The organism is Halomonas shengliensis (genome assembly GCF_900104135.1).
Lineage (GTDB): Bacteria > Pseudomonadota > Gammaproteobacteria > Pseudomonadales > Halomonadaceae > Halomonas > Halomonas shengliensis.
Map to the genome: position 1 here is coordinate 460681 of NZ_FNIV01000001.1, position 20105 is coordinate 480785.

Genomic DNA, 20105 nt, shown 5'->3' on the forward strand with positions numbered 1-20105 from the left:
ACGTCACGCCTCCCCATGCGCCGGGGCCGCCAGCGATGGCGGCCCCGGTGTCGTTTCAGCCCGCGCAGGGTGCCGTGCGCTGCGCGGCCGCCTTCACCAGGGCGCGGATCAGGCGCTGCTGCGGGCGGTTGAAGATCAGCCACTCCGGGTGCCACTGCACGCCGATCAGGAAGTCATGGTCGCGGGACTCGATGCCCTGGACCAGGCCGTCGCGGTCGCGGGCGACGATCGCGATGCCGCGCCCGGCGCGGCTCACCGCCTGGTGATGGAGGCTGTTGATGCGACACCAGCTCACCCGCAGGATGCGATGCAGCCGGCTGTCGGCGACGATGTCCACGGTCTTGCGCGGCAGCACCGTGCGCCGGCGCTTGAGCCCCTCGTGGCTGGTGTAGATGTCGGGGTCCAGGGTGCCGCCCAGATGGACATTGATCAGCTGGGCGCCGCGGCAGATGCCGAGCACCGGGGTGCCCCGGGGGATGAAGGTCTCGAGCAGCTCCAGCTCCAGCTCGTCGCGCTGGGGGTCGACGCGCACGTCGAGCTGCACCTCGGCGTCGTAGAGGTGGGCCTGGATGTCGTCGCCGCCGCCGATGATCAGCCCGTCGAGGGTGTCCGGCCAGGGGCGCGCGGGGGAGAGCCGGCGTGGCCGGCCGCCATGGCGCCAGACGGCGAACCAGTCGAAGAGCCAGGCGATCTGGCTCTTGCGGTCCGAGGTGGTGATGCCGATCAGCGGACGCCGACTCATGAACGCCTCACCCAGCGGCGCAGGCGCAGCCACAGGCGCACCAGCGGCGAACGGGTGTGGCGCGCCACGTACTCGGCGCTGCGCCGCGCCAGCGCCTCCTTGTCCGCGGCCAGCCTCTCCACCTCTACCCAGCGGTTCCACTCCACCGCCGAGCCCCAGCCGGCCTGGGAGAGGCGGGCGTCGGGCAGCCGGTAGTGGAAGGTGGGGCGCGCCTTGACCAGGCGGTTGCGGAACAGCTCGTGGGGGTAGTCGGGGCGCAGGTGGGCGAACAGCGGGGTCATGTCGAGCTCGCGGTTGCGGGTCGGGTTGTCGGCCAGGTAGTCGGCGATCAGGGTGTCGAGGTCCGGGGCGTAGTCCGCCGCCAGCACCTTGAGGGCGTAGGCCTTCGGGAAGGGGTTGGCGTGGGGCAGCATCTCGCGGGTGATGTCCACGTCGATCTGCTCGCGCAGCCACTCCGCCAGCAGCAGGTAGGCGCGCAGGTGGTCGCGCAGGCTCGCCACCTCGAGGCTCGGTACCTCGGGGTTGAGGTGCAGGCCGAAGCCGTAGAGCAGGCTCTCCTCGGTGCCCTTGGCGCCATGCTCGCGCAGCGCGGTGAACAGCGTGTCGAGCTCGCCGAGCTCATCCCAGGGGATCGGCGGACAGACTATCTCGGTGGGCACGAGCCCGGTGACCACGTCGCCGATCAGCTCACGGGTGCGGTTGTGGAACTCGACGCGCATCTGGTGGCGATGGCGCTCCCACTCGCTGTCGTCCTTGGGCCTGGCCTCCAGCACCTCCGCGTCGGGGTGGGCGTACTGGGTGTCGAGCTCGATGGTGAAGGTGCCCCAACGGGTCCCCTCCACCTTGAGCCGGTGGGGGCTGACCACCACCACCTCGCCGCCGAAGCGCTCGCGAACCTGCTCGGCGGTGTCATGCGGATGCAGCCCGGCGAACTCGATCTCGACCCCCACGCGGCGCGTCTCGCCGTCGGCGTTGCGGGGTTCGGGTGGCGGTTGCGGCGTCATGTCGGCATCCTGTGCGTCACATGGGGGCGTCCATCGAGCGTATCATACTGCCCCGGGCCCCCGACGCCTCTTCGCCCCATCGTCCATTGCCCATCCACAGGGAGACGTGATGTTGCCTCACCGCCGCTCCGGTTGCTTGTTCCTGGCCTGGAGGCCGCTGCTCGGCCTGGTGCTGCTGCTGTGTGCCTGGTGGCTGCCGCTGGCCGCCCAGGCCCAGGCGGTCAACCTGCCGGGGCTGGTCACCTCCGCGGAGGACCAGCAGCAGCATGACCCCCAGGCGTTCCAGCAGTCGCTGGAGCGGATCATCGCCACCCTCGAGGACGCCGAACGGCGCGGCCAGTTGCTGGAGAGCCTCAAGGACCTGCAGAGCGTGCATGGCGAGGCCACCGAGGAGGGCGGCATCGCCCCGCGGGAGGGGCTGCTGGGGGCGCTGGCCGAGACCATCAGCGACCTGGGTGAGCAGGCCGAGGGCGACTCGCCCCTGGCGCGCTGGCAGGCCCAGCTCCGCCAGGGCTGGCAGGACCTGAGTACCCTGGTGGCGGAGACCGGCAATGCCGACCTGATCCGCTTCGCGGTGGAGGCGACGGTGCTGCTGGTGATCTGGGGCGGGCTGCTGGTGATCCTGATCGCCCTGGGGCGGCTGCTGGCGCGGCGCCACGGCTGGCCCCTGGACCTGCCCCGCGAGCCGCGGGCCTGGCTCATGACCGTGCACTTCCTGCGCCGCATGCTGCCCTGGGCGCTGGCCTTCGCCCTAGTGTTGGGCATCGCCCAGCTGGTGCCGCCCAGCACCGGGCGGGTGCTGGCGCTGGTGGTGGCCTACGTGGCGCTGGCCGGGCGCACCCTCTCGGTGATCGTGGAGACCTTCGTCTCGGTGTTCACCCGCGGCCATCGCTTCGTCGCCGTGCAGCTGGTGCAGAACCACGGTCTGCGCCCGCTGTTCGTGATCGGCGCCCTGGTGGCGCTGGGCGACGCCTTCAACTCCGGCCGCCTCACCGGGCTGCTCGGCGACGAGCTGGCCGGGCTCGCCTCGGTGTTGGCCAACATGCTGGCGGCGCTGCTCAGCGTGCGCTTCATCCTGCGCTTCAAGCGGCCCATCGAGCACATCATCCGCAACCGCCCCTGGCGCGAGCGGCGCGAGACCAGCGCCGGCAGCAGCGTGGCGCAGGTGCTGGGCCGGCTGTGGCACGTGCCGGCGCTGCTGCTGGTGGGGGGCTCGCTGGTGGCGATCTTCGTCACCGGCGGCGACGTCGGCACCGCCCTGGCGCGCTCGATCATCTCCGCGGCGCTGCTGGTGCTGGCGCTGGTGGTCACCGGCCTGGTGCGGCGCCACGCCGAGCGTCGCAAGCGGCGCCAGCGCCGCCGCCGGGTCAGCCAGTACCGGGTGCGCCTGGAGCGCTTCGGCTATGTGTTGGCCCATGTCGCCGCCTGGCTTGCCTTCGCCGAGCTGTCACTGCAGGTGTGGAGCGGCTCGCTGCTGGGCATCGGTGCCCAGGGGGTGGCCAGCGCGCGCATCGGCCAGGCGCTGCTGGCCATCGCCGTGACCCTGCTGCTGGCCTGGCTGGCGTGGATCTTCGCCGACACCGCCATCCAGCGCGCCCTGACCAGTTCGGCGCGCTCCCGCGGGCGGCGGGTCAACCAGGCCCGTGCCCAGACCATCACCCCGATGATCCGCAACGTCATCTTCACCGCCATCGTGATCATCGCCGGCATCGTCGGGCTGGCCAACCTGGGGGTCAACGTCACGCCGCTGCTGGCCGGTGCCGGTGTGATCGGCCTGGCGCTCGGCTTCGGCGCCCAGACCCTGGTGCAGGACCTGATCACCGGCATCTTCATCCTGATCGAGGACTCGCTGGCGGTGGACGACTTCGTCGAGATCAACGGCCACATGGGCACGGTGGAGGGGCTGACCCTGCGCACCGTGCGCCTGCGCGACCTCGACGGCATCGTGCACATCATCACCTTCAGCCGCATCGACTCGATCCACAACATGTCGCGCCAGTTCGGCATCGCGCTGATGAAGATCCGCATCCCCTACGACATGCCCATCGACGACGCCATCACCCTGATGCAGGAGACCGCCCAGGCGCTGCGCCAGGACCCGATGATGCGCCACTACATCTGGTCGCCGCTGGAGATGCAGGGGATCCACGCCTTCGAGGAGGGCTGCCCGATCCTGCGCATGCGCTTCCGCACCGCCCCGGAGATGCAGTGGGACGTGGCACGCGCCTTCAACCTGCTGCTCAAGCAGCGCATGGAGGCCCAGGGCGTCGGCCTCGGCGTGCCGCGGCTCAGCGTCAGCATGGAGGGGCGTGGCGGCGGCCGCCTGGACGGTTCCAGCGAGCGCGGCGACGAGGCGGCAAGCCAACGCGATGCCGCCGGCCGCGCCCCGGGGCGTGCCGGCGCCGCCGACCCACAGCGCCAGACCAGTGCCAGCGGCGGCTCGCCCGACCCGGCCCAGTGATGCGCCGGCAGCGTGAACCCGGCAGCGAGGCCCGTGCGTGATCCATGTCGAACGCCAGGACAGCCTGCACCTCAAGATCTCCCGCGTGCTGCAGGAGGAGACCTCGCATCGCCTCGACCTCTTCCTGTTCGTGCCCGGCGAGCTGGGGCTGACCGGCCGGGTGATCGCCGAGGAGGACTTCTACCACGCGGCGATCCAGGTCAAGCGCACCTACTACAGCGACCGCTATCGCCTGCCGCTGGTGCTCAGCCGCCTGGCCGAGCGCGGCAAGCTCGACCCCGAGCACTACCGCCTGAGCCTGAGCCTCTATGCCTACCAGTACGTGGTGGCCATGGAGCGCTCCACCCAGCCGCTGATCGATGACGCCCGGCGCGTCCGCCGCGCCGAGAAGAGTGCCCGGGCGACCGGCGAGGCGCGCCGCCAGGAACCCGGTGACGGTGCGCAGGGAACGCGGGAGGAGGAGGCCCCGGACGAGCATCAGGAGCTGCAGCGGCGCCTGGCGGAGCATGCCGACCTGGCGGTGAGTATCCTGCGCCGGCTGCGCCGCCATGAGCCGAGCGAGGAGAGCCTGCACCGCTACTTCGCCACCATCGACAACTATCTCTCCTGGTTCACCGAGCAGCGCCTGCTGGCGCTGCTCGCCGGGCTGCCGCGGGGCGCGCGCTTCCGCCCCCTGCGCGCGCGCCTGGTGGCGATCTGCCGTGCCGAGGACGCCTACCGCCGCGAGCGCGAGTACAACTCCGAGCGGGTGACCCGCGACCCCACGCGGATGTCCAACAAGATGCGCCTGCTGCGCCGGCTGATCGAGTACCCGGTGACCCTCAAGCAGACCACCCAGGAGCTGGGCAATGCCGAGCAGAAGGCGGTCAAGGCGCTGGCCACCGCGGTGGTGATGGTGTTCGTCTCCCTGGGCCTGCTCGAGATCCGCACCGTGCTGGCCGACATCACCGCGCTCTTCGTGCTGGCCATGGCTGGCCTCTACGCCCTGCGCGAGGTGTTCAAGGATGACCTGCGCAACACCCTGTGGCGCCTGCTGCGCCGTGGCCGGCCCAAGTGGCGGCGCCAGTACCTGGACCCCACCCGCAATGCCGTGGTCGGCCGCCAGCGGGAGTGGTTCGACTACAAGCGCTACGCCCGCCTCGACGACGAGATCCGGCGGGTGCGCAAGCGCAACGTGGCCCAGCGCGAGGAGGTGGTGCTGCACTACCGCTCCAGCTCGCGGATGTCGCCGACCCGCTTCCTGAGCGGCTACGACCATACCCGCGAGACCCTGAGCCTCGACCTGTCACCGATCGCCCGGCTGATGGACAAGGGCAGTCACCGGGTCTATCGCCTGGAGGAGGGCGACCAGGTGGTGCGCGAGGAGGTGGAGAAGCGCCACCTGCTCAACCTGGTGATCCGCGAGACCCAGGGCGCGGCCCCGCCCACCCTGCAGCGCTGGAAGATCGTGATGAGCCGCTCGCGCATCGTCGACGTGGAGCGTGTCCACGCCGAGGGGCCGGGGCACGAGACGGGATCAGACGGCTGAGTGCCGAAGGCCAGGCTGCTGGAGGGGCCAGGTCAAGTGACGGGGCTGGCCGCGCGGGACGCTCAGGTCAGGTTCTCGGGTCCGAAGGCGTCGGGTAGCAGCGCCTCCATGCTGTAGTCCTTGAGCAGGCGCCCCTCGGCATCCACCACGCGGATGCGGGTGTGCTCGTCGGCGAACTCGCGGATACGCTGGCGGCAGTCGCCGCACGGCGTGCAGAGGTGCTCGCCGGGGCCGATCACCCACACCTCGCGCAGGCGACGCTCGCCGGCGCCGACCATGGCGGCGATGGCCGAGGCCTCGGCGCACAGCCCCTTGTAGTGGGCCACCTCGACATTGGCCCCGGCGTAGTGCCTGCCGCTCTCGGCGACCACCACCGCGCCTACCGGATGGCGGGAGTAGGGCGCATAGGCGTTGCCGCGCACCGCCACCAGGGTCTCGATCAGGCTCGGGTCCGGCGTGTTCATGCACTCTCCCCACGGTCGTCGAGCAGCACCGCGTCCAGCGCCGTGCGCATCATGTCGTCGAAGCTGCGCTCCCGGGCGGTGCTGTCCAGGGAGTCGCCCTTGAGGATATGGTCCGAGACGGTGCAGATGGTCGCCGCCCGGGCGCCGAACTCGGCGGCCACCCCGTAGAGGCCGGCGGCCTCCATCTCCACGCCGACGATCCCGTAGCGCCTGAGCAGCTCGGCGGTCTCGGGCCGCGGGTCGTAGAACAGGTCCGCCGAGAAGAGGTTGCCGACCCGGGCCGCGAGGCCCTGCGCCTCTGCCGCGTCGGCCAGCGCCCGGGTCAGGGCGAAGTCGGCGGTGGCGGCGAAGTCCATGCCGCCGAAGCGGGTGCGGTTGACCCCGGAATCGGTGCAGGCGCCCAGGCCGATCACCAGGTCGCGTACCTGCATGTCGTCGCGCACCGCGCCGCAGGAACCGACACGGATCAGGCGCCTCACGCCGTACTCGGTGATCAGCTCCTTGGCGTAGATCGAGACCGAGGGGATGCCCATGCCGTGGCCCATCACCGAGACCGCGCGGCCGCGGTAGGTGCCGGTGTAGCCGGCCATGTTGCGCACGGTGTTCACCTGGCGGACATCCTCCAGGTAGGTCTCGGCGATGTACCTGGCACGCAGCGGGTCGCCGGGCATCAGCACGCTGTCGGCGAAGTCGCCGGGGGCGGCGTCGATATGGGGCGTGGCCATCATGGGGCTCCTGTGGCATCGGATTCGAGGAAGGAGGTGCCATCGGCGAAGGGCGGCAGGGCGAGCCACTCGGCGAGGCTCTGGCCGATGTCGGCGAAGGTCGCCCGCGCGCCGAGGGGGCCGGGGGTGAGGCCGCCGCCCAGCGCCAGCACCGGCACCTGCTCGCGGGTGTGGTCGGTGCCGGACCAGCTGGGGTCGCAGCCGTGGTCGGCGGTGAGGATCAGCAGGTCGTCGTCGCCGAGCCTTTCCAGCAGCTCGGGCAGGCGGGCATCGAAGGCCTCCAGCGCCGCGGCGTAGCCGGCCACGTCGCGGCGGTGGCCGTAGAGGGTGTCGAAGTCGACGAAGTTGGTCATCACCAGCGCGTGGCCCTCAGTCGCCTCCAGCGCCGCCAGGGTGGCGTCCATCAGGGCGTCGTGGCCGCTCGCCTTGACCGTGCGCGAGACCCCGCAGTGGGCGTAGATGTCGGCGATCTTGCCGATGGCGACCACCTCGCCGCCGTCGTCATGCAGCCGCTGCAGCAGGGTGGGCGAGGGCGGCTCGACGCTGTAGTCGCGGCGATTGGCCGTGCGCGTGAAGCCGGCCGCATCGCCGCCGGTCGGCTGTTCTCCAACAAAGGGGCGCGCGATCACCCGGCCGATGTTGTACGGCTCCAGCAGGCGGCGGGCGGTCTCGCACAGCGCGTAGAGCCGCTCCAGGCCGAAGGCCTCCTCGTGGGCGGCGATCTGGAACACCGAATCCCCCGAGGTGTAGACGATGGGCTTGCCGGTGGCGAGGTGCTCCTCGCCGAGCCGGGCGATGATCTCGGTGCCAGAGGCGTGGCAGTCGCCCAGCACCCCGGGAAGCCCGGCCTCGCGCACCAGTGCCTCGAGCAGCTCGGGCGGGAAGCTCGCCTGCTCGTTGCGGAAGTAGCCCCACTCGAAGCGCACCGGTACCCCGGCGATCTCCCAGTGGCCGGAGGGGGTGTCCTTGCCCGAGGAGACCTCGGCGGCGTGGCCCCAGGCGCCGGCCACCTCGGCGGGGGGCGTCACCCCCTCGGCCCAGGCGCCGGTGGCGGCGCGGTGGGCATGGAAGAGCCCCAGCCGTGCCAGGTTCGGCAGCGCGAGGGGGCCTGCCCGGTTGGGGCCGTCGCATTCGCCCCGCGCGCAGGCGGCGGCGATATGGCCCAGGGTGTCGCTGCCCTGGTCAGCGAAGCGCGCGGCGTCGGGGCCGGCGCCGATGCCGAAGGAGTCGAGCACCACGAGGATGGCGCGGTGCGAGGTACCATGGGTCATGGGGTCTCTCCCTGGAGGCGTTCCTGGATCAGCGTAGGCGCTGTGGCGGCGTCGTCGCCTACCACCATGGCCTCGCGCAGGGTGGCGGCGGCGCGTTCGGCGTCGGCACGGCTGGCGGCGTGGACCAGCGCCAGCGGGCGCTCGCCGTCCACCGCCTCGCCGATGGCGGCGATGCCGGTGAGGCCCACCGCCGGGTCGATGGCCGCCCCCGGGGTGCGGCGTCCACCGCCGAGCTCGACCACCGCCAGGCCCAGGGCGCGGGTGTCCAGGCGCTGGACGATGCCGGCGCGCTCGGGGCGCACGGCCAGCGTCACCGGTGCCTCGGGCAGGTGGTGGCCGGGGCGCTCGAGCAGGTCCGGCGGGCCGCCGAGGCCAGTCACCATGCGCGCGAAGCGCTCGGCGGCGGCCCCCGAGGCGAGCGCCGCCTCGAGCCGCGCCACGGCCGCGTCGCGGCTGTCGGCCAGGCCCCCGGCGATGAGCAGTTCGGCGGCCAGCTCGCGGGTCACCGACAGCAGGCGGCCGTCGCTCGCCTCGCCGCCGAGCAGGCGGATCGCCTCGTGCACCTCCACGGCGTTGCCGGCGCAGGGCGCCAGCGGCTGGCTCATGTCGGTGACCAGTGCCGTGGTCGGTGTGCCGGCGCGGGTCGCCACCCGGGCGATCGCCGCGGCGAGCTCCACGGATTGCTCATGGGTGGGCATGAAGGCGCCGCTACCGCTCTTGACGTCCATCACCAGGGCATCCAGCCCGCAGGCGAGCTTCTTGCCGAGGATCGAGGAGACGATCAGCGGCAGCGACTCCACCGTGGCGGTGACATCGCGGATGGCGTAGAGGCGGGCGTCGGCCGGGGCGAGCGCGGCGCTCTGGCCGACGATGGCCACCCCCACCTCGCGCACCAGGCGGCGGAAGGTGGCGGTCTCCGGGGTCACCGAGTAGCCCGGGATCGCCTCGAGCTTGTCCAGGGTGCCGCCGGTGTGGCCGAGGCCGCGACCGGAGACCATGGGCACATGGCCGCCGCAGGCGGCGACCCAGGGCCCCAGCACCAGCGAGACCAGGTCACCCACGCCGCCGGTGGAGTGCTTGTCGAGCACCGGGCCGGGCAGCTCCCAGGCGAGTGTCTGGCCGGAGTCACGGATCGCCGTGGTCAGCGCCACCGTCTCGGCCTCGTCCATGCCGTTGAGGAAGATCGCCATGGCCAGCGCCCCGACCTGGGCGTCGGAGAGTGTGCCGTCGGCGATGCCGGCCACCAGCTCGGCGATCGCCTCGGCGGAGAGCGCGCGGCCGTCGCGCTTGGCGCGGATCCGCTCCTGGGGCAGGGCGGGCGAAGGGGACGTGGGCATCAGTAGCCTCCCTGGCTCCCGGCGGGGGCGACCGCCATCCCCAGGGTGACCAGCAGGTCGTCGAGCAGGCCCGAGGCGCCGAAACGGAAGTGCGCCGGGGTGATCCAGCTCGCGCCCATGATGCGCTCGGCCAGCGCCAGGTAGGCCTGGGCGTCCTCGGTGGTGCGCACCCCGCCGGCGGCCTTGAAGCCGATGTCACGGCCGCTGGCCCTGATCGCCTCGAGCAGGATCTCGGCGGCCTCCAGGGTGGCATTCACCGCCACCTTGCCGGTGGAGGTCTTGAGGAAGTCGGCGCCGCCCTCGATGGCGAGCTCCGCGGCGCGGCGGATCAGCGCCGGCTCCTTGAGCTCGCCGGTCTCCAGGATCACCTTGAGGGTGGCGTCGCCGCAGGCCTGGTGGCAGCAGGCGACCAGTTCGCGGCCGGTCTCCTCGTCGCCGGCCAGCAGGGCGCGATACGGGAAGACCACATCCACCTCGTCGGCGCCGGCGGCCACCGCCTCGCGGGTCTCGCGGGCGGCGGCCATGATGTCGTCGCCGCCGTGGGGGAAGTTGGTCACCGTGGCGATGCGTACCTGGCCCTCGAGGTCCAGCGCCTTGAGGGTGCGCCGGGCGGTGGTGACGAAGGCGGGGTAGACGCACACCGCGGCCGGGGTGCCGGCGGGGGTGCGCGCACGGCGGCACAGCGACTCGATGCTGCGGTCGCTGTCGTCGTCGTTGAGGCTGGTCAGGTCCATCAGCGCCAGCGCCTGGCGGGCGGCGCGCTTGAGGTCATCGGTCATGTCGCATCCGTGTGTCGCGGAGAGTGTGGCGAGAGCGTGTGTCGCGGAGAGAGGCAGGGCGCCCGCCGTCGGGTGCCCTGCGGTGAGCCTAGCCCAGGGCCCCGAGGGCCAGGAAGAAGCCGGCGATGGAGGCCGACATCAGGTTGGAGAGGGTGCCGGCCAGCACCGCCTTGAGGCCGAAGCGGGCGATCTCGTGGCGGCGATTGGGGGCGATGCTGCCCAGGCCGCCGAGCAGGATGGCGATGGAGGAGAGGTTGGCGAAGCCGCACAGCGCGAACGACAGGATCGCCATGGTGTGCGGGGTCATCGCCTGGCCGGTGGCGGCCACCATCTGCTCGCCGTCCAGGTAGGGGGCCAGGTTGATGTAGGCCACGAACTCGTTGACCACCAGCTTCTGGCCGATGAAGGAGCCGGCCAGGGTGGCCTCCTCCCAGGGCACGCCGAGCAGGAAGGCGAGCGGCGCGAACAGCCAGCCGAGGATCCACTCCAGGCTCAGCCCCTCGAAGCCGACCCAGCCGCCGATGCCGCCCAGCATGCCGTTGATCAGGGCGATCAGGCCGATGAAGGCGAGCAGCATGGCGCCGACGTTGGCGGCCAGCCTGAGTCCCGAGGTGGCCCCGGCGGCGGCGGCGTCCAGCACGTTGCTGGGCTTGTCCTCGTCCTCGTCGAGCTCCTCCTCGACCCTCGAGACGCTGTCCTCGGGGTCGCGGGTCTCGGGCATGATCAGCTTGGCGAACAGTAGCCCGCCCGGGGCGGCCATGAAGGAGGCGGCCACCAGGTACTCCATGGGGATGCCGAGTGCCGCATAGCCGGCCAGCACCGAGCCCGCCACCGAGGCGAGCCCGCCGCACATCACCGCGAACAGCTGCGAGGGGGTCATGCGGGCGATGAAGGGGCGCACCACCAGCGGCGCCTCGGTCTGGCCGACGAAGATGTTGGCGGTGGCGGAGAGTGACTCGGTGCGCGAGGTGCCCAGTGCCCTCTGCAGGGCACCGCCGAGGATGCGGATGACCCACTGCATGATCCCCAGGTAGTAGAGCACGGCGATCAGCGACGAGAAGAAGATGATCACCGGCAGCACCTTGATGGCGAACACGAAGCCGACCTGGTCGACATCGGCGAGCCCGGCGAACAGGAAGTCGATGCCGTCATTGGCGTAGCTCACCACCTGGCTGACCGCCGCCGAGATGGTGTAGAGCACCGTCTGGCCGACGGGCACGTAGAGCACGAAGGCGCCGATGCCGGCCTGGATGGCGAAGGCGCCGACCACCGTGCGCAGGCGGATCGCGCGGCGATCGTAGGAGAAGATCAGGGCGATGGCGATCAGGGTCACCATCCCGATGAGGCTCATGATGAGGGTCATGCGGATCCCCTTTGCCTTACAGCAGGTTGAGCTTGAGGGTGTAGATCATGGCGTTCTGGTACTGGCCCGGGGTGCCCAGCTTCTCATCGGAGTAGCGATACTGCACGCCCGCGGTGAGGCGGTCATGGGGGTGCCACCACAGGCTGAGAGCGCCGTTGGTGCCCACCGCGTCGGCCTTGTCGCCCACGTAGTTCTGCGTGAGGTAGTCGTCGTCGCGGCCGAAGGTCTGCTCGTGCCAGTTGGTGACGCTGAACGCCTGGCCGAAGGCGCTGAAGTCGTAGCCCGCCACCCAGCCGGCCATGAAGCCGTTCATGCCGGTATAGCCGTCGCTCTGCACCCGGGCCACGCCCAGGAAGGGCTTGATCCACAGGCCATTGGCGAAGGTGTGGCGATAGCCCAGGCCGAGGATCTGGTCCTGCTCGCGGGCGTCGTAGCCGTAGTCGCGGAAGTCGTAGACATGGGCGTAGAGGGAGAAGGGCGACTCGCCCAGGTAGAGGTGCGAGGTGACCTTGCCGGCGGTGCGGAAGTTGTCCTTGCCGCCGCTCTCCTCGTCGAACTGGTCGTTGCCCGGGTTCTCGAAGTCGAAGAAGCCGTAGAATTCGCCCCACTCGTAGCCCAGCCCACCCTCGAGCTCGAGGTAGAGGAAGTCGCCCTTGGCAGCGTTGTCGGCGGTGCGGGCCTCGGTGCCGTCGGACCAGTCGAGGTAGTTGGCCGAGACGTTGGCGAAGGACCACCGCGGGCCCTCGGCCATGGCGGTGAAGGGCACGGCGGCGAGCAGCAGGCCGCCGGCCAGGGTCGGGAGATGACGCGGGGAATCCATCATGTCATGTTCCGGTGTTGTGGTTGTGGGGTAAGGCGTTGCCTGGCTTTCGTGAAAATTATAACAGCCAGTGTTATTTTTCTAACATTTTCTATCTTAACGGGGCTTCGGATTCATGAACGAACGCAGCGCACGTCGACTGGCCTGCCTGGCCGAGGCGCTGGCCGAACGGGGCAGCCTGCACCTGGCGGAGGCGGCGACGCTGTGTGGCGTCTCGGAGATGACGATCCGCCGCGACCTGGCCGCGGGCGATGGCGAGCTGGTGCTGATGGGCGGGCACCTGGTGCGGGCCGCCGACCCGCGCTACGCCCCGGCCTACGACCTGGACGACCAGCGCGATCGCCAGGCGGCGGCCAAGCGGGCGCTGTGCCGACGCGCGGCGGCGCGGGTGGAGGAGGGCGACACCCTGTTCATCGACTGTGGTACCACCCTGATGCCGCTGGTGGCGGAGCTGGCCGGGTTTCGCGAACTCACCGTGGTGACCTATGCGCTCAATGTGGCCAATGCCGTGGCGCGCCATCCCGGGCTGCGCCTGGTGCTGCTGGGTGGACTCTATCATCCCGCCTCGCAGTCCTTCGGCGACGATGACATGGCTCGGGTGGTGGCCCGGCTGGGCATCAACCGTGCCTTCCTCTCCGCGGCCGGGGTTCACCCCCGCCATGGGCTGAGCTGTTTCCACTTCCATGAGGTGGCCCCCAAGCGGGCCGCCATCGGCGCCGCCGACGAACGTATCCTGGTGGCCGATGCCACCAAGCTGGGGGTGATCCGTCCGGCGCGCTTCGCCGAGCTCGAGGAGATCGACCTGCTGGTCAGCGACGCCGAGCCGTCGCGGCTGCCCCGCGGGGTGGCGAGCCTGGCTCCGGCGTGAGTCGAAGCGTTGGCGGAACCTGGCCTGGATCAAGGCGAAGCGGCGAGGCGCTTGCTATGTTGTGATCGTGACCCCCTGAAACCTTCCGGAGAACATCGATGCAAGCCGCCGACATCATGACCCGCAACGTCATCACCGTGAGCCCTGACAGCGAGGTACGCGAGATCGCCAGCCTGCTGCTGGAGCACGGCATCAGCGCCGTGCCGGTGGTGGACGCTGCCGACAAGGTGCTGGGCATCGTCAGCGAGGGCGACCTGATCCGTCGGGTCGAGGATGACAAGCGCAAGTCCTGGTGGCTGCGGCTGTTCGTCGTCAACGATCCCGGTGAATACGTCAAGTCCCACGGCCGCCGCGCCCACGAGATCATGACCCCCGACCCGCTCACCATCGCCGAGGACACCCCGCTGGCGCAGATCTCGCGCCTGCTCGAGAAGCATCACATCAAGCGGGTGCCGGTGGTTAAGGCCGGCAAGCTGGTCGGCATCGTCAGTCGCGCCAACCTGCTGCAGGGCTTCGCCGTGGCCGGTCCCGAGGCGACCGCCAGCGCCGACGACCGCGAGATCCGCGAGGCGATCCACAAGGAGATCGACGAGAACACCGGGGTGCTGGTCGACCGCATCAACGTCATCGTCAGCCAGGGCAAGGTCGAGCTGTGGGGCCTGGTGGAGAGCGACCAGGAGCGCATGGCGGTGCAGGTGGCGGCGGAGAACGCCGCCGGGGTCAAGGAGGTGAAGAACAACCTCGGCTATGTGCCGCGGGGCTTCGGCGCCGCCTGAGGGCAGGCGCTGACAGGCGCAAAGGGGCGGCCGATCGGCCGCCCCTTTGCTGTGCTGGTGCTGGTGCTGTCGCCGGCGCGGCGTCATGCCGGGCGCGGCGGCCCTGCCGCCTCAGGCCTCGTCGGGCGTCGCCTGGACGGGCTCGGCGATCCGCTCCAGCGCGCGACGCAGGGTGTCGGTGGTGCGCTGGTGATGGTGCAGCTTCTCCAGGCCGAACAGCCCGATGCGGAAGCTCTGGTAGTCCTCGCCCTCGTCGCACTTGAGCGGTACGCCGCCGGCGATCTGCAGGCCCGCCTCGGCGAAGCGTCCCACGATGCCGGGATCGTCCGTGTAGCAGACCACCACGCCGGGTGCCTCGTAGCCGGGGGCGGCGACGCTCTTGAAGCCGAATTCCGCCAGCACCTCGCGCACCTCGCTGCCCAGTTGGCGCTGCTCTTCGCGCACCCGGTCGAGGCCGTAGGCCTCGGTCTCGAGCATCACGTCACGCAGCCGCACCAGGCCGTCGGTGGGCAGAGTGGCGTGGTAGGCGTGGCCGCCCGCCTCGTAGGTCTCCATGATCGACAGCCACTTCTTGAGGTCGCAGGCGAAGCTGGTGCTGGTGGTCTCCTCGATGGTCTCCCGGGCCAGCCGCGAGAGCATCACCATGGCGCAGCATGGCGAGGCGCTCCAGCCCTTCTGGGGGGCGCTGATCAGCACGTCGACGCCGAGGTCCTGCATGTCGACCCACATGGCGCCGGAGGCGATGCAGTCGAGCACCAGCAGGCCGCCCTCCTCGTGGATGGCATCGGCCACCTGGCGGATGTAGTCGTCCGGCAGCATCATGCCCGAGGCCGTCTCGACGTGGGGGGCGAAGACGATGTCGGGCTGCATGTCGCGGATGGCGTCGATCACGTCCTGCAGCGGTGCGGGGGCGAAGGGCGAGGTGGAGTCGTCCTCGTCCAGGCGACGCGCCTTGCGCACGTTGATGTCGGCGGGGATGTGGCCCATCTCGAGGATCTGGCTCCAGCGGAAGCTGAACCAGCCGTTGCGCAGCACCAGCGCGCGGCGCCCCTTGGTGAACTGGCGGGCCACCGCCTCCATGCCGAAGGTGCCGCTGCCGGGGACGATCACCGCGCTGTGGGCGTTGTAGACCTCCTTCAGGTGCGAGGAGAGGTCGCGCATCACTTCCTGGAAGCGGGCGGACATATGGTTCAGCGAGCGGTCGGTGTAGACCACCGAGTACTCCAGCAGACCCTCGGGGTCGACGTCGGGAAGCAGACCGGGCATCTCGTTCTCCGTGTTGGTTCCAGCCTTGCGCGGCCAGGCCGCGGGTACCTCAAGCATATTCCCATTGCCGGGCCGGGGCCAGCCGTGGCGGCGCTCTGGGGCGCTGCGTTAATGCAGCGTCGAGCCACTGCTTGACGGCGACGATGTCTGCGCCTAGCTTGGAATTTGGACATTTTCTATAAACGTCATGATTTTTAGCCGGGAGCCCCCATGCCCGACAACGACAATGATGCCAAGGCTCCGCTGATCCGCTTCGCCGGCGTGCAGAAGACCTACGATGGCGAGTCCCTGGTGGTGAAGGATCTCAACCTGACCATCGCCGAGGGCGAGTTCGTGACGCTGCTGGGCCCTTCGGGATCGGGCAAGACCACCTGCCTGATGATGCTGGCGGGGTTCGAGAACCCCACCGGCGGCGATATCTTCCTGGGCGAGCAGCGCCTCAACCGCGTGCCGCCGCACAAGCGCAACTTCGGCATGGTGTTCCAGAACTACGCGCTCTTTCCCCACATGACGGTCGAGGAGAACATCCGCTACCCGCTCAAGACTCGTGGCCTGCCGGCGGACGAGGCCCGGCGCAAGGTGGCGGAGATCCTCGAGATGATCCAGCTGATCGAATTCGCCAGGCGCCGCCCCGGCCAGCTCTCCGGCGGCCAGCAGCAGCGCGTGGCCCTGGCCAGGGCGCTGGTCTTCGAGCCCCAGCTGGTGCTGATGGACGAGCCGCTGGGGGCCCTCGACAAGCAGCTGCGCGAGCAGATGCAACTGGAGATCAAGCACCTGCACGAGACGCTGGGGCTGACCGTGGTCTTCGTCACCCATGACCAGGGTGAGGCGCTGACCATGTCGGACCGCGTGGCGGTCTTCAACGACGGGGTGATCCAGCAGATCGACACGCCGAGCAACCTCTACGAGTACCCGGCGAACTCCTTCGTGGCCCAGTTCATCGGCGAGAACAACACCCTCGATGGCGTCGTGGAGTCGGTGGAGGGGCGCCGCTGCCGGGCCCGCTTCGGCGACGACCTGACCACCGGCGCCCTGCTGGGCCCCGGCCTCGGCGCGGGACAGGCCACGCGGCTGTCGATCCGCCCGGAGCGGGTCAAGCTCGATGGCGCGGCGAAGGGGCTGCCCAACCGCCTGCGCGCCCGGGTGCACGAGTTCATCTACCTGGGCGACCACCTGCGCGTGCGCTGTGCGCTGCCGGGCAACGATGACTTCGTGGCCCGGGTGCCGGTGGACGACTTCGACCCGCGGCTGCGTCCCGGCGACGATGTCGAGCTGGGCTGGCGCGACGACGACGTGCGCGCCCTGGATGCGTCCTGAGCCGGCTCGCCGGCCCGGGACCTGCCCGCCCCCGGGCGGGAACACTGCCATACCCTCAACAACAACGCACAAAGGCCGCATGCGGCCGGGAGACCAAGATGAAACGTAACTTCAGCCTCGCCCCCCACGCGATGACCCGCCTGAGCCGTGGGGTGGCCCTGGGTGGCCTGTTCACCGCCGGGCTGGCCATGTCGGCAAGTGCCCAGGCGCTGACCGTCATCTCCTTCGGCGGCGCCTCGGGTGACGCCATGGACAAGGCCTACTATGGCCCCTTCCAGGAGAGCACCGGCGTCGAGCTGACCCCGGGGGACTACAACGGCGAGCTGTCCCGGATACGGGCGATGGTGGAGACCGGCAACGTCAGCTGGGACCTGGTGGAGATGGAGTCTCCCGAGCTGGCGCGCGGCTGCTTCGAGGGGCTCTTCGAACCCATCGACTGGGAACGCCTGGGGCTGGGAGATGCCTTGATCGACTCGGCCTACAACGACTGCGGGGTGGGCACCTTCGTGTGGTCGACGGTGCTGGCCTACAACGCCGACGAGCTCGAGGCGGCACCGAGCTCCTGGGAGGACTTCTGGGACGTCGAGGCGTTCCCCGGCAAGCGTGGCCTCAGGCGCGGCGCCAAGTACACCCTGGAGTTCGCCCTGCTCGCCGACGGCGTGCCGGCCGATGAGGTCTACGAGGTGCTGGCCACCGACGAGGGGGTGGATCGCGCCTTCGCCAAGCTCGACGAGATCAAGGAACACATCCAGTGGTGGGAGGCGGGCGCCCAGCCGCCGCAGTGGCTGGTCGCCGGCGACGTGGTGATGACCTCCTCCTACAACGGCCGCATCGCCGCCGCCCAGGAGGAGGGCAACGCCCTGGATATCGTCTGGCAGGGCAGCATCTACGACCTGGACTACTGGGCCATCGTCGCCGGCAGCGACTATGTCGACGAGGCCTACCGCTTCATCGAGTTCGCCAGCCAGCCGGAGAACCAGGCGGTCTACTCCAGCGAGATCCCCTACGGCCCGGTCCATCCCGATGCCATCGCCCAACTGGACGAGGAGCAGGCGCGACGCATGCCCACCCACGAGGAGAACCTCGCCGGTGCCCTGGCCATGGATACCGCCTTCTGGGTCAGCTACGGCGAGGAGCTGGAGCAGCGCTTCAACGCCTGGGCCGCCCAGTAACCCGATGAAGGGCGGCGCCTCGGCGCCGTCCTCTCCTCTTGCGACTCGCACGACCGGATTCCGGCGGCTGGAGATGCCATGGCTTCCACACTCGACCCCGGTGCCCCAGCGGCCCAGGGGAACCTGAAGGCGCGGCTGCGGCGAGCCGAGCGCCTGCGCAAGCTCAAGGCGGTCGGCCTGGTGGCGCCGCTGGCGCTGTTCCTGGTCATCGTCTTCGTGCTGCCCATCGGTAGCATGCTGCTCAACAGCGTCGACAACGGCTCCCTGCGCCAGGTCATGCCTGCCACCGCGGCGTCGCTCCAGGAGTGGGACGGCGAGGGGCTGCCCGAGGCCGCCACTTTCGCCGCCTTCGCCGAGGAGTTGCGTGACTCCCGACGCGGGGGTGGGCTCGGCAGCGTTGGCCGGCGCCTCAACTACGAGGACTCCGGCTTCCGTGGGCTGCTGATGCGCACCCTGATGGGGCTCCCGCGCGAGAGCGACGACTGGCGCGCGACCCTGATCGACATCGATCCCGCCTGGGGGGAGGGCGTCACCTGGCGTCGGATCCAGGCGGCGGCACCCCCGCGCACCGACCGTTACCTGCTCGCCTCCGTGGACCTGGAGCGTGGCGCGGACGGCGAGATCCAGCGCGTTGATGCCGACAGCCGCCTCTATCAGGCGGTCTTCCAGCGCACCCTGGTGATCGCCGGCGGGGTCACCCTGATCTGCCTGGCGCTGGGCTTCCCGCTGGCCTACCTGCTGGCGACGCTGCCGGCCAGGACCAGCAACCTGCTGATGATCCTGGTGCTGTTGCCGTTCTGGACCTCGCTGCTGGTGCGCACCGCGGCCTGGATCATCCTGCTGCAGTCCAACGGCCTGGCCAACCAGTCGCTGATGGCGCTGGGGCTGGTCGAGTCGCCGCTGCAGCTGGTCTTCAACCGCATCGGCGTCTTCTTCGCCATGGTGCACATCCTGCTGCCCTTCATGGTGCTGCCGCTCTACAGCGTGATGAAAGGCATCTCGCCGAGCTACCAGCGCGCCGCCGTGTCGCTGGGCGCGCACCCCTTCGCCGCCTTCTGGCAGGTCTATGTGCCCCAGACCGTCTCTGGGGTGGCGGCCGGCACCATCCTGGTGTTCATCATGGCGTTGGGCTACTACATCACCCCGGCGCTGGTGGGCGGGCCCGCCGACCAGATGGTCAGCTACTACGTGGCCTACTACACCAACACCACCAACAACTGGGGCATGGCCGCGGCGCTGGGCAGCATCCTGCTGGCGGTGACGCTGCTGCTCTACCTGGTTTACCACCGCCTGGTGAACCGCAAGCAGATGATCGGGAGCTGAGCCATGGCCTTGCCACCCTATGCGTCACCGCTCGAGCGTGTCTGGTTCTGGGTGTTCCGCACCTTCTGCGGCCTGGTGCTGCTGTTCCTGATCACGCCGGTGCTGGTGATCATCCCGCTCTCCTTCAGCAGCGGCTCCTTCCTTACCTACCCGCTGCCGGGGTTCTCGCTGCGCTGGTACCAGGAGATCTTCAGCGCCGGCCCCTGGCTCGACTCGCTGAAGAACAGCCTGATCGTGGCGCCGCTCGCCACCCTGCTGGCCATGGCCTTCGGCACCCTCGCCGCGGTCGGGCTCAACCGTGCCGAGTTCCCCGGCAAGGGGCTCATCCTGGCGCTGCTGATCTCGCCCATGGTGGTGCCGCTGGTGATCGTGGCGGTGGGCATGTACTTCTTCTTCGCCGAGGTGGGCCTGCTCAACTCCTACACCGGCCTGGTGCTGGCCCACACGGTGCTCGGGGTGCCCTTCGTGGTGATCACCGTCAACGCCACCCTGCAGGGGTTCGACTTCAACCAGATGCGGGCCGGGGCGAGCCTCGGGGCGAACCCGACGCGGGTCTTCTTCGACATCGTGCTGCCCCAGATCCTGCCGGGGGTGGTCTCGGGGGGGCTCTTCGCCTTCGCCACCTCCTTCGACGAGGTGGTGGTGGCGCTGTTCATCGCCAGCCCCACCGAGCGGACGCTGCCGATCCAGATGTTCTCGGGCATCCGCGAGAACATCAGTCCCGCCATCGCCGCCATGGCCACGGTGCTGATCCTGCTCTCGACCCTGCTGCTGGTGACCATGGAGCTGCTGCGCCGGCGCGGCGAGCGCCTCAAGGGAAGCGTCGAGTGAGCGAGCTCGGCCAAGAGGTAGTCCGCCCCGCCCTGTCCGGCGGGAGTGGCGCTTCGCG

At 70.2% G+C, this 20105-nt stretch carries 18 protein-coding genes; 8 read left to right on the top strand and 10 right to left on the bottom strand.

The window, feature by feature from the left end:
• Nucleotides 1-55 precede the first annotated feature (55 nt).
• Nucleotides 56-742, bottom strand: a complete 687-nt coding sequence (locus tag BLP95_RS02115; RefSeq protein WP_089676661.1) for a gamma-glutamyl-gamma-aminobutyrate hydrolase family protein — start codon at nucleotides 740-742, stop codon at nucleotides 56-58.
• Nucleotides 739-1746 carry an amidoligase family protein gene (locus BLP95_RS02120; RefSeq protein ID WP_089676663.1) on the bottom strand — a complete coding sequence of 336 codons (1008 nt, stop codon included), beginning with the start codon at nucleotides 1744-1746 and terminating at the stop codon, nucleotides 739-741. The genes BLP95_RS02115 and BLP95_RS02120 overlap by 4 nt, the downstream gene beginning before the upstream one ends.
• Before the next feature lie 109 nt (nucleotides 1747-1855).
• Between BLP95_RS02120 and BLP95_RS02125 the strand changes: the two genes are divergently transcribed.
• Together BLP95_RS02125 and BLP95_RS02130 are read left to right on the top strand one after the other, a co-directional pair.
• Entirely contained in the window at nucleotides 1856-4207 is a 2352-nt protein-coding gene (locus BLP95_RS02125) for a mechanosensitive ion channel domain-containing protein (protein WP_089676665.1), read from the top strand.
• 37 nt (nucleotides 4208-4244) lie between these two features.
• The gene (locus BLP95_RS02130) at nucleotides 4245-5735 is read left to right on the top strand and encodes a hypothetical protein (protein ID WP_089676667.1); all 1491 of its coding nucleotides are present in this window, start codon (nucleotides 4245-4247) and stop codon (nucleotides 5733-5735) included.
• 62 nt (nucleotides 5736-5797) lie between these two features.
• Here BLP95_RS02130 and cdd read toward each other — a convergent pair whose 3' ends face one another.
• The 7 genes from cdd to BLP95_RS02165 all read right to left on the bottom strand — a co-directional run bounded on the left by cdd (nucleotide 5798) and on the right by BLP95_RS02165 (nucleotide 12425).
• Nucleotides 5798-6199: a cytidine deaminase gene (gene cdd / locus BLP95_RS02135; protein WP_089676669.1), complete on the bottom strand. Its 402-nt coding sequence runs from the start codon at nucleotides 6197-6199 to the stop codon at nucleotides 5798-5800.
• The gene (gene deoD, locus BLP95_RS02140; protein ID WP_089676671.1) at nucleotides 6196-6924 is read right to left on the bottom strand and encodes a purine-nucleoside phosphorylase; all 729 of its coding nucleotides are present in this window, start codon (nucleotides 6922-6924) and stop codon (nucleotides 6196-6198) included. The genes cdd and deoD overlap by 4 nt, the downstream gene beginning before the upstream one ends.
• Nucleotides 6924-8195, bottom strand: coding sequence for a phosphopentomutase (locus BLP95_RS02145; protein WP_089676673.1), 1272 nt, complete (start codon nucleotides 8193-8195; stop codon nucleotides 6924-6926). Before BLP95_RS02145 ends, deoD begins: the two co-directional genes overlap by 1 nt.
• Nucleotides 8192-9532: a thymidine phosphorylase gene (gene deoA, locus BLP95_RS02150; protein WP_089676676.1), complete on the bottom strand. Its 1341-nt coding sequence runs from the start codon at nucleotides 9530-9532 to the stop codon at nucleotides 8192-8194. The genes BLP95_RS02145 and deoA overlap by 4 nt, the downstream gene beginning before the upstream one ends.
• Entirely contained in the window at nucleotides 9532-10311 is a 780-nt protein-coding gene (gene deoC, locus BLP95_RS02155) for a deoxyribose-phosphate aldolase (RefSeq protein ID WP_089676678.1), read from the bottom strand. The genes deoA and deoC overlap by 1 nt, the downstream gene beginning before the upstream one ends.
• 88 nt (nucleotides 10312-10399) lie before the next feature.
• Complete coding sequence (locus BLP95_RS02160; RefSeq protein ID WP_089676680.1) at nucleotides 10400-11674, bottom strand: NupC/NupG family nucleoside CNT transporter; 1275 nt, start codon at nucleotides 11672-11674, stop codon at nucleotides 10400-10402.
• Between the two features lie 16 nt (nucleotides 11675-11690).
• Nucleotides 11691-12425: an outer membrane protein OmpK gene (locus tag BLP95_RS02165; protein ID WP_245678662.1), complete on the bottom strand. Its 735-nt coding sequence runs from the start codon at nucleotides 12423-12425 to the stop codon at nucleotides 11691-11693.
• A 184-nt stretch (nucleotides 12426-12609) separates the two neighbouring features.
• On the opposite strand from BLP95_RS02165, the gene BLP95_RS02170 reads away from it, so the two are divergent.
• Nucleotides 12610-13362: a DeoR family transcriptional regulator gene (locus BLP95_RS02170; protein WP_089676683.1), complete on the top strand. Its 753-nt coding sequence runs from the start codon at nucleotides 12610-12612 to the stop codon at nucleotides 13360-13362.
• A 98-nt stretch (nucleotides 13363-13460) separates the two neighbouring features.
• A complete protein-coding gene (locus tag BLP95_RS02175; protein ID WP_089676685.1) occupies nucleotides 13461-14138 on the top strand; it encodes a CBS domain-containing protein in 678 nt (225 codons plus the stop codon).
• Between the two features lie 111 nt (nucleotides 14139-14249).
• Here the strand turns inward: BLP95_RS02175 and BLP95_RS02180 are convergent, their stop codons facing one another.
• On the bottom strand, nucleotides 14250-15404 hold the full coding sequence (locus tag BLP95_RS02180) for an aminotransferase class V-fold PLP-dependent enzyme (RefSeq protein WP_089676687.1): 1155 nt from the start codon (nucleotides 15402-15404) through the stop codon (nucleotides 14250-14252).
• Between the two features lie 210 nt (nucleotides 15405-15614).
• Between BLP95_RS02180 and BLP95_RS02185 the strand changes: the two genes are divergently transcribed.
• The 4 genes from BLP95_RS02185 (at nucleotide 15615) to BLP95_RS02200 (ending at nucleotide 20047) form a co-directional block, all read left to right on the top strand.
• The gene (locus BLP95_RS02185) at nucleotides 15615-16721 is read left to right on the top strand and encodes an ABC transporter ATP-binding protein (protein ID WP_089676689.1); all 1107 of its coding nucleotides are present in this window, start codon (nucleotides 15615-15617) and stop codon (nucleotides 16719-16721) included.
• Nucleotides 16722-16819: 98 nt separating this feature from the next.
• Nucleotides 16820-17893 (top strand): ABC transporter substrate-binding protein, encoded by a 1074-nt coding sequence (locus BLP95_RS02190; protein ID WP_245678658.1) that lies wholly within the window; start codon nucleotides 16820-16822, stop codon nucleotides 17891-17893.
• Nucleotides 17894-17971: 78 nt separating this feature from the next.
• Nucleotides 17972-19216, top strand: coding sequence for an ABC transporter permease (locus BLP95_RS02195; RefSeq protein ID WP_089676690.1), 1245 nt, complete (start codon nucleotides 17972-17974; stop codon nucleotides 19214-19216).
• Between the two features lie 3 nt (nucleotides 19217-19219).
• Entirely contained in the window at nucleotides 19220-20047 is an 828-nt protein-coding gene (locus BLP95_RS02200) for an ABC transporter permease (protein ID WP_089676692.1), read from the top strand.
• The last annotated feature ends 58 nt before the right edge of the window (nucleotides 20048-20105 follow it).

What these genes read in the sequence shown, in the direction of transcription:
- BLP95_RS02115 (WP_089676661.1), bottom strand. Translation starts at nt 742, where the DNA reads ATGAGTCGGCGTCCGCTGATCGGCATCACCACCTCGGACCGCAAGAGC.
- BLP95_RS02120 (WP_089676663.1), bottom strand. Translation starts at nt 1,746, where the DNA reads ATGACGCCGCAACCGCCACCCGAACCCCGCAACGCCGACGGCGAGACG.
- BLP95_RS02125 (WP_089676665.1), top strand. Translation starts at nt 1,856, where the DNA reads ATGTTGCCTCACCGCCGCTCCGGTTGCTTGTTCCTGGCCTGGAGGCCG.
- cdd (WP_089676669.1), bottom strand. Translation starts at nt 6,199, where the DNA reads ATGAACACGCCGGACCCGAGCCTGATCGAGACCCTGGTGGCGGTGCGC.
- deoD (WP_089676671.1), bottom strand. Translation starts at nt 6,924, where the DNA reads ATGGCCACGCCCCATATCGACGCCGCCCCCGGCGACTTCGCCGACAGC.
- BLP95_RS02145 (WP_089676673.1), bottom strand. Translation starts at nt 8,195, where the DNA reads ATGACCCATGGTACCTCGCACCGCGCCATCCTCGTGGTGCTCGACTCC.
- deoA (WP_089676676.1), bottom strand. Translation starts at nt 9,532, where the DNA reads ATGCCCACGTCCCCTTCGCCCGCCCTGCCCCAGGAGCGGATCCGCGCC.
- deoC (WP_089676678.1), bottom strand. Translation starts at nt 10,311, where the DNA reads ATGACCGATGACCTCAAGCGCGCCGCCCGCCAGGCGCTGGCGCTGATG.
- BLP95_RS02160 (WP_089676680.1), bottom strand. Translation starts at nt 11,674, where the DNA reads ATGACCCTCATCATGAGCCTCATCGGGATGGTGACCCTGATCGCCATC.
- BLP95_RS02165 (WP_245678662.1), bottom strand. Translation starts at nt 12,425, where the DNA reads ATGGCCGAGGGCCCGCGGTGGTCCTTCGCCAACGTCTCGGCCAACTAC.
- BLP95_RS02170 (WP_089676683.1), top strand. Translation starts at nt 12,610, where the DNA reads ATGAACGAACGCAGCGCACGTCGACTGGCCTGCCTGGCCGAGGCGCTG.
- BLP95_RS02175 (WP_089676685.1), top strand. Translation starts at nt 13,461, where the DNA reads ATGCAAGCCGCCGACATCATGACCCGCAACGTCATCACCGTGAGCCCT.
- BLP95_RS02180 (WP_089676687.1), bottom strand. Translation starts at nt 15,404, where the DNA reads ATGCCCGGTCTGCTTCCCGACGTCGACCCCGAGGGTCTGCTGGAGTAC.
- BLP95_RS02185 (WP_089676689.1), top strand. Translation starts at nt 15,615, where the DNA reads ATGCCCGACAACGACAATGATGCCAAGGCTCCGCTGATCCGCTTCGCC.
- BLP95_RS02190 (WP_245678658.1), top strand. Translation starts at nt 16,820, where the DNA reads ATGAAACGTAACTTCAGCCTCGCCCCCCACGCGATGACCCGCCTGAGC.
- BLP95_RS02195 (WP_089676690.1), top strand. Translation starts at nt 17,972, where the DNA reads ATGGCTTCCACACTCGACCCCGGTGCCCCAGCGGCCCAGGGGAACCTG.
- BLP95_RS02200 (WP_089676692.1), top strand. Translation starts at nt 19,220, where the DNA reads ATGGCCTTGCCACCCTATGCGTCACCGCTCGAGCGTGTCTGGTTCTGG.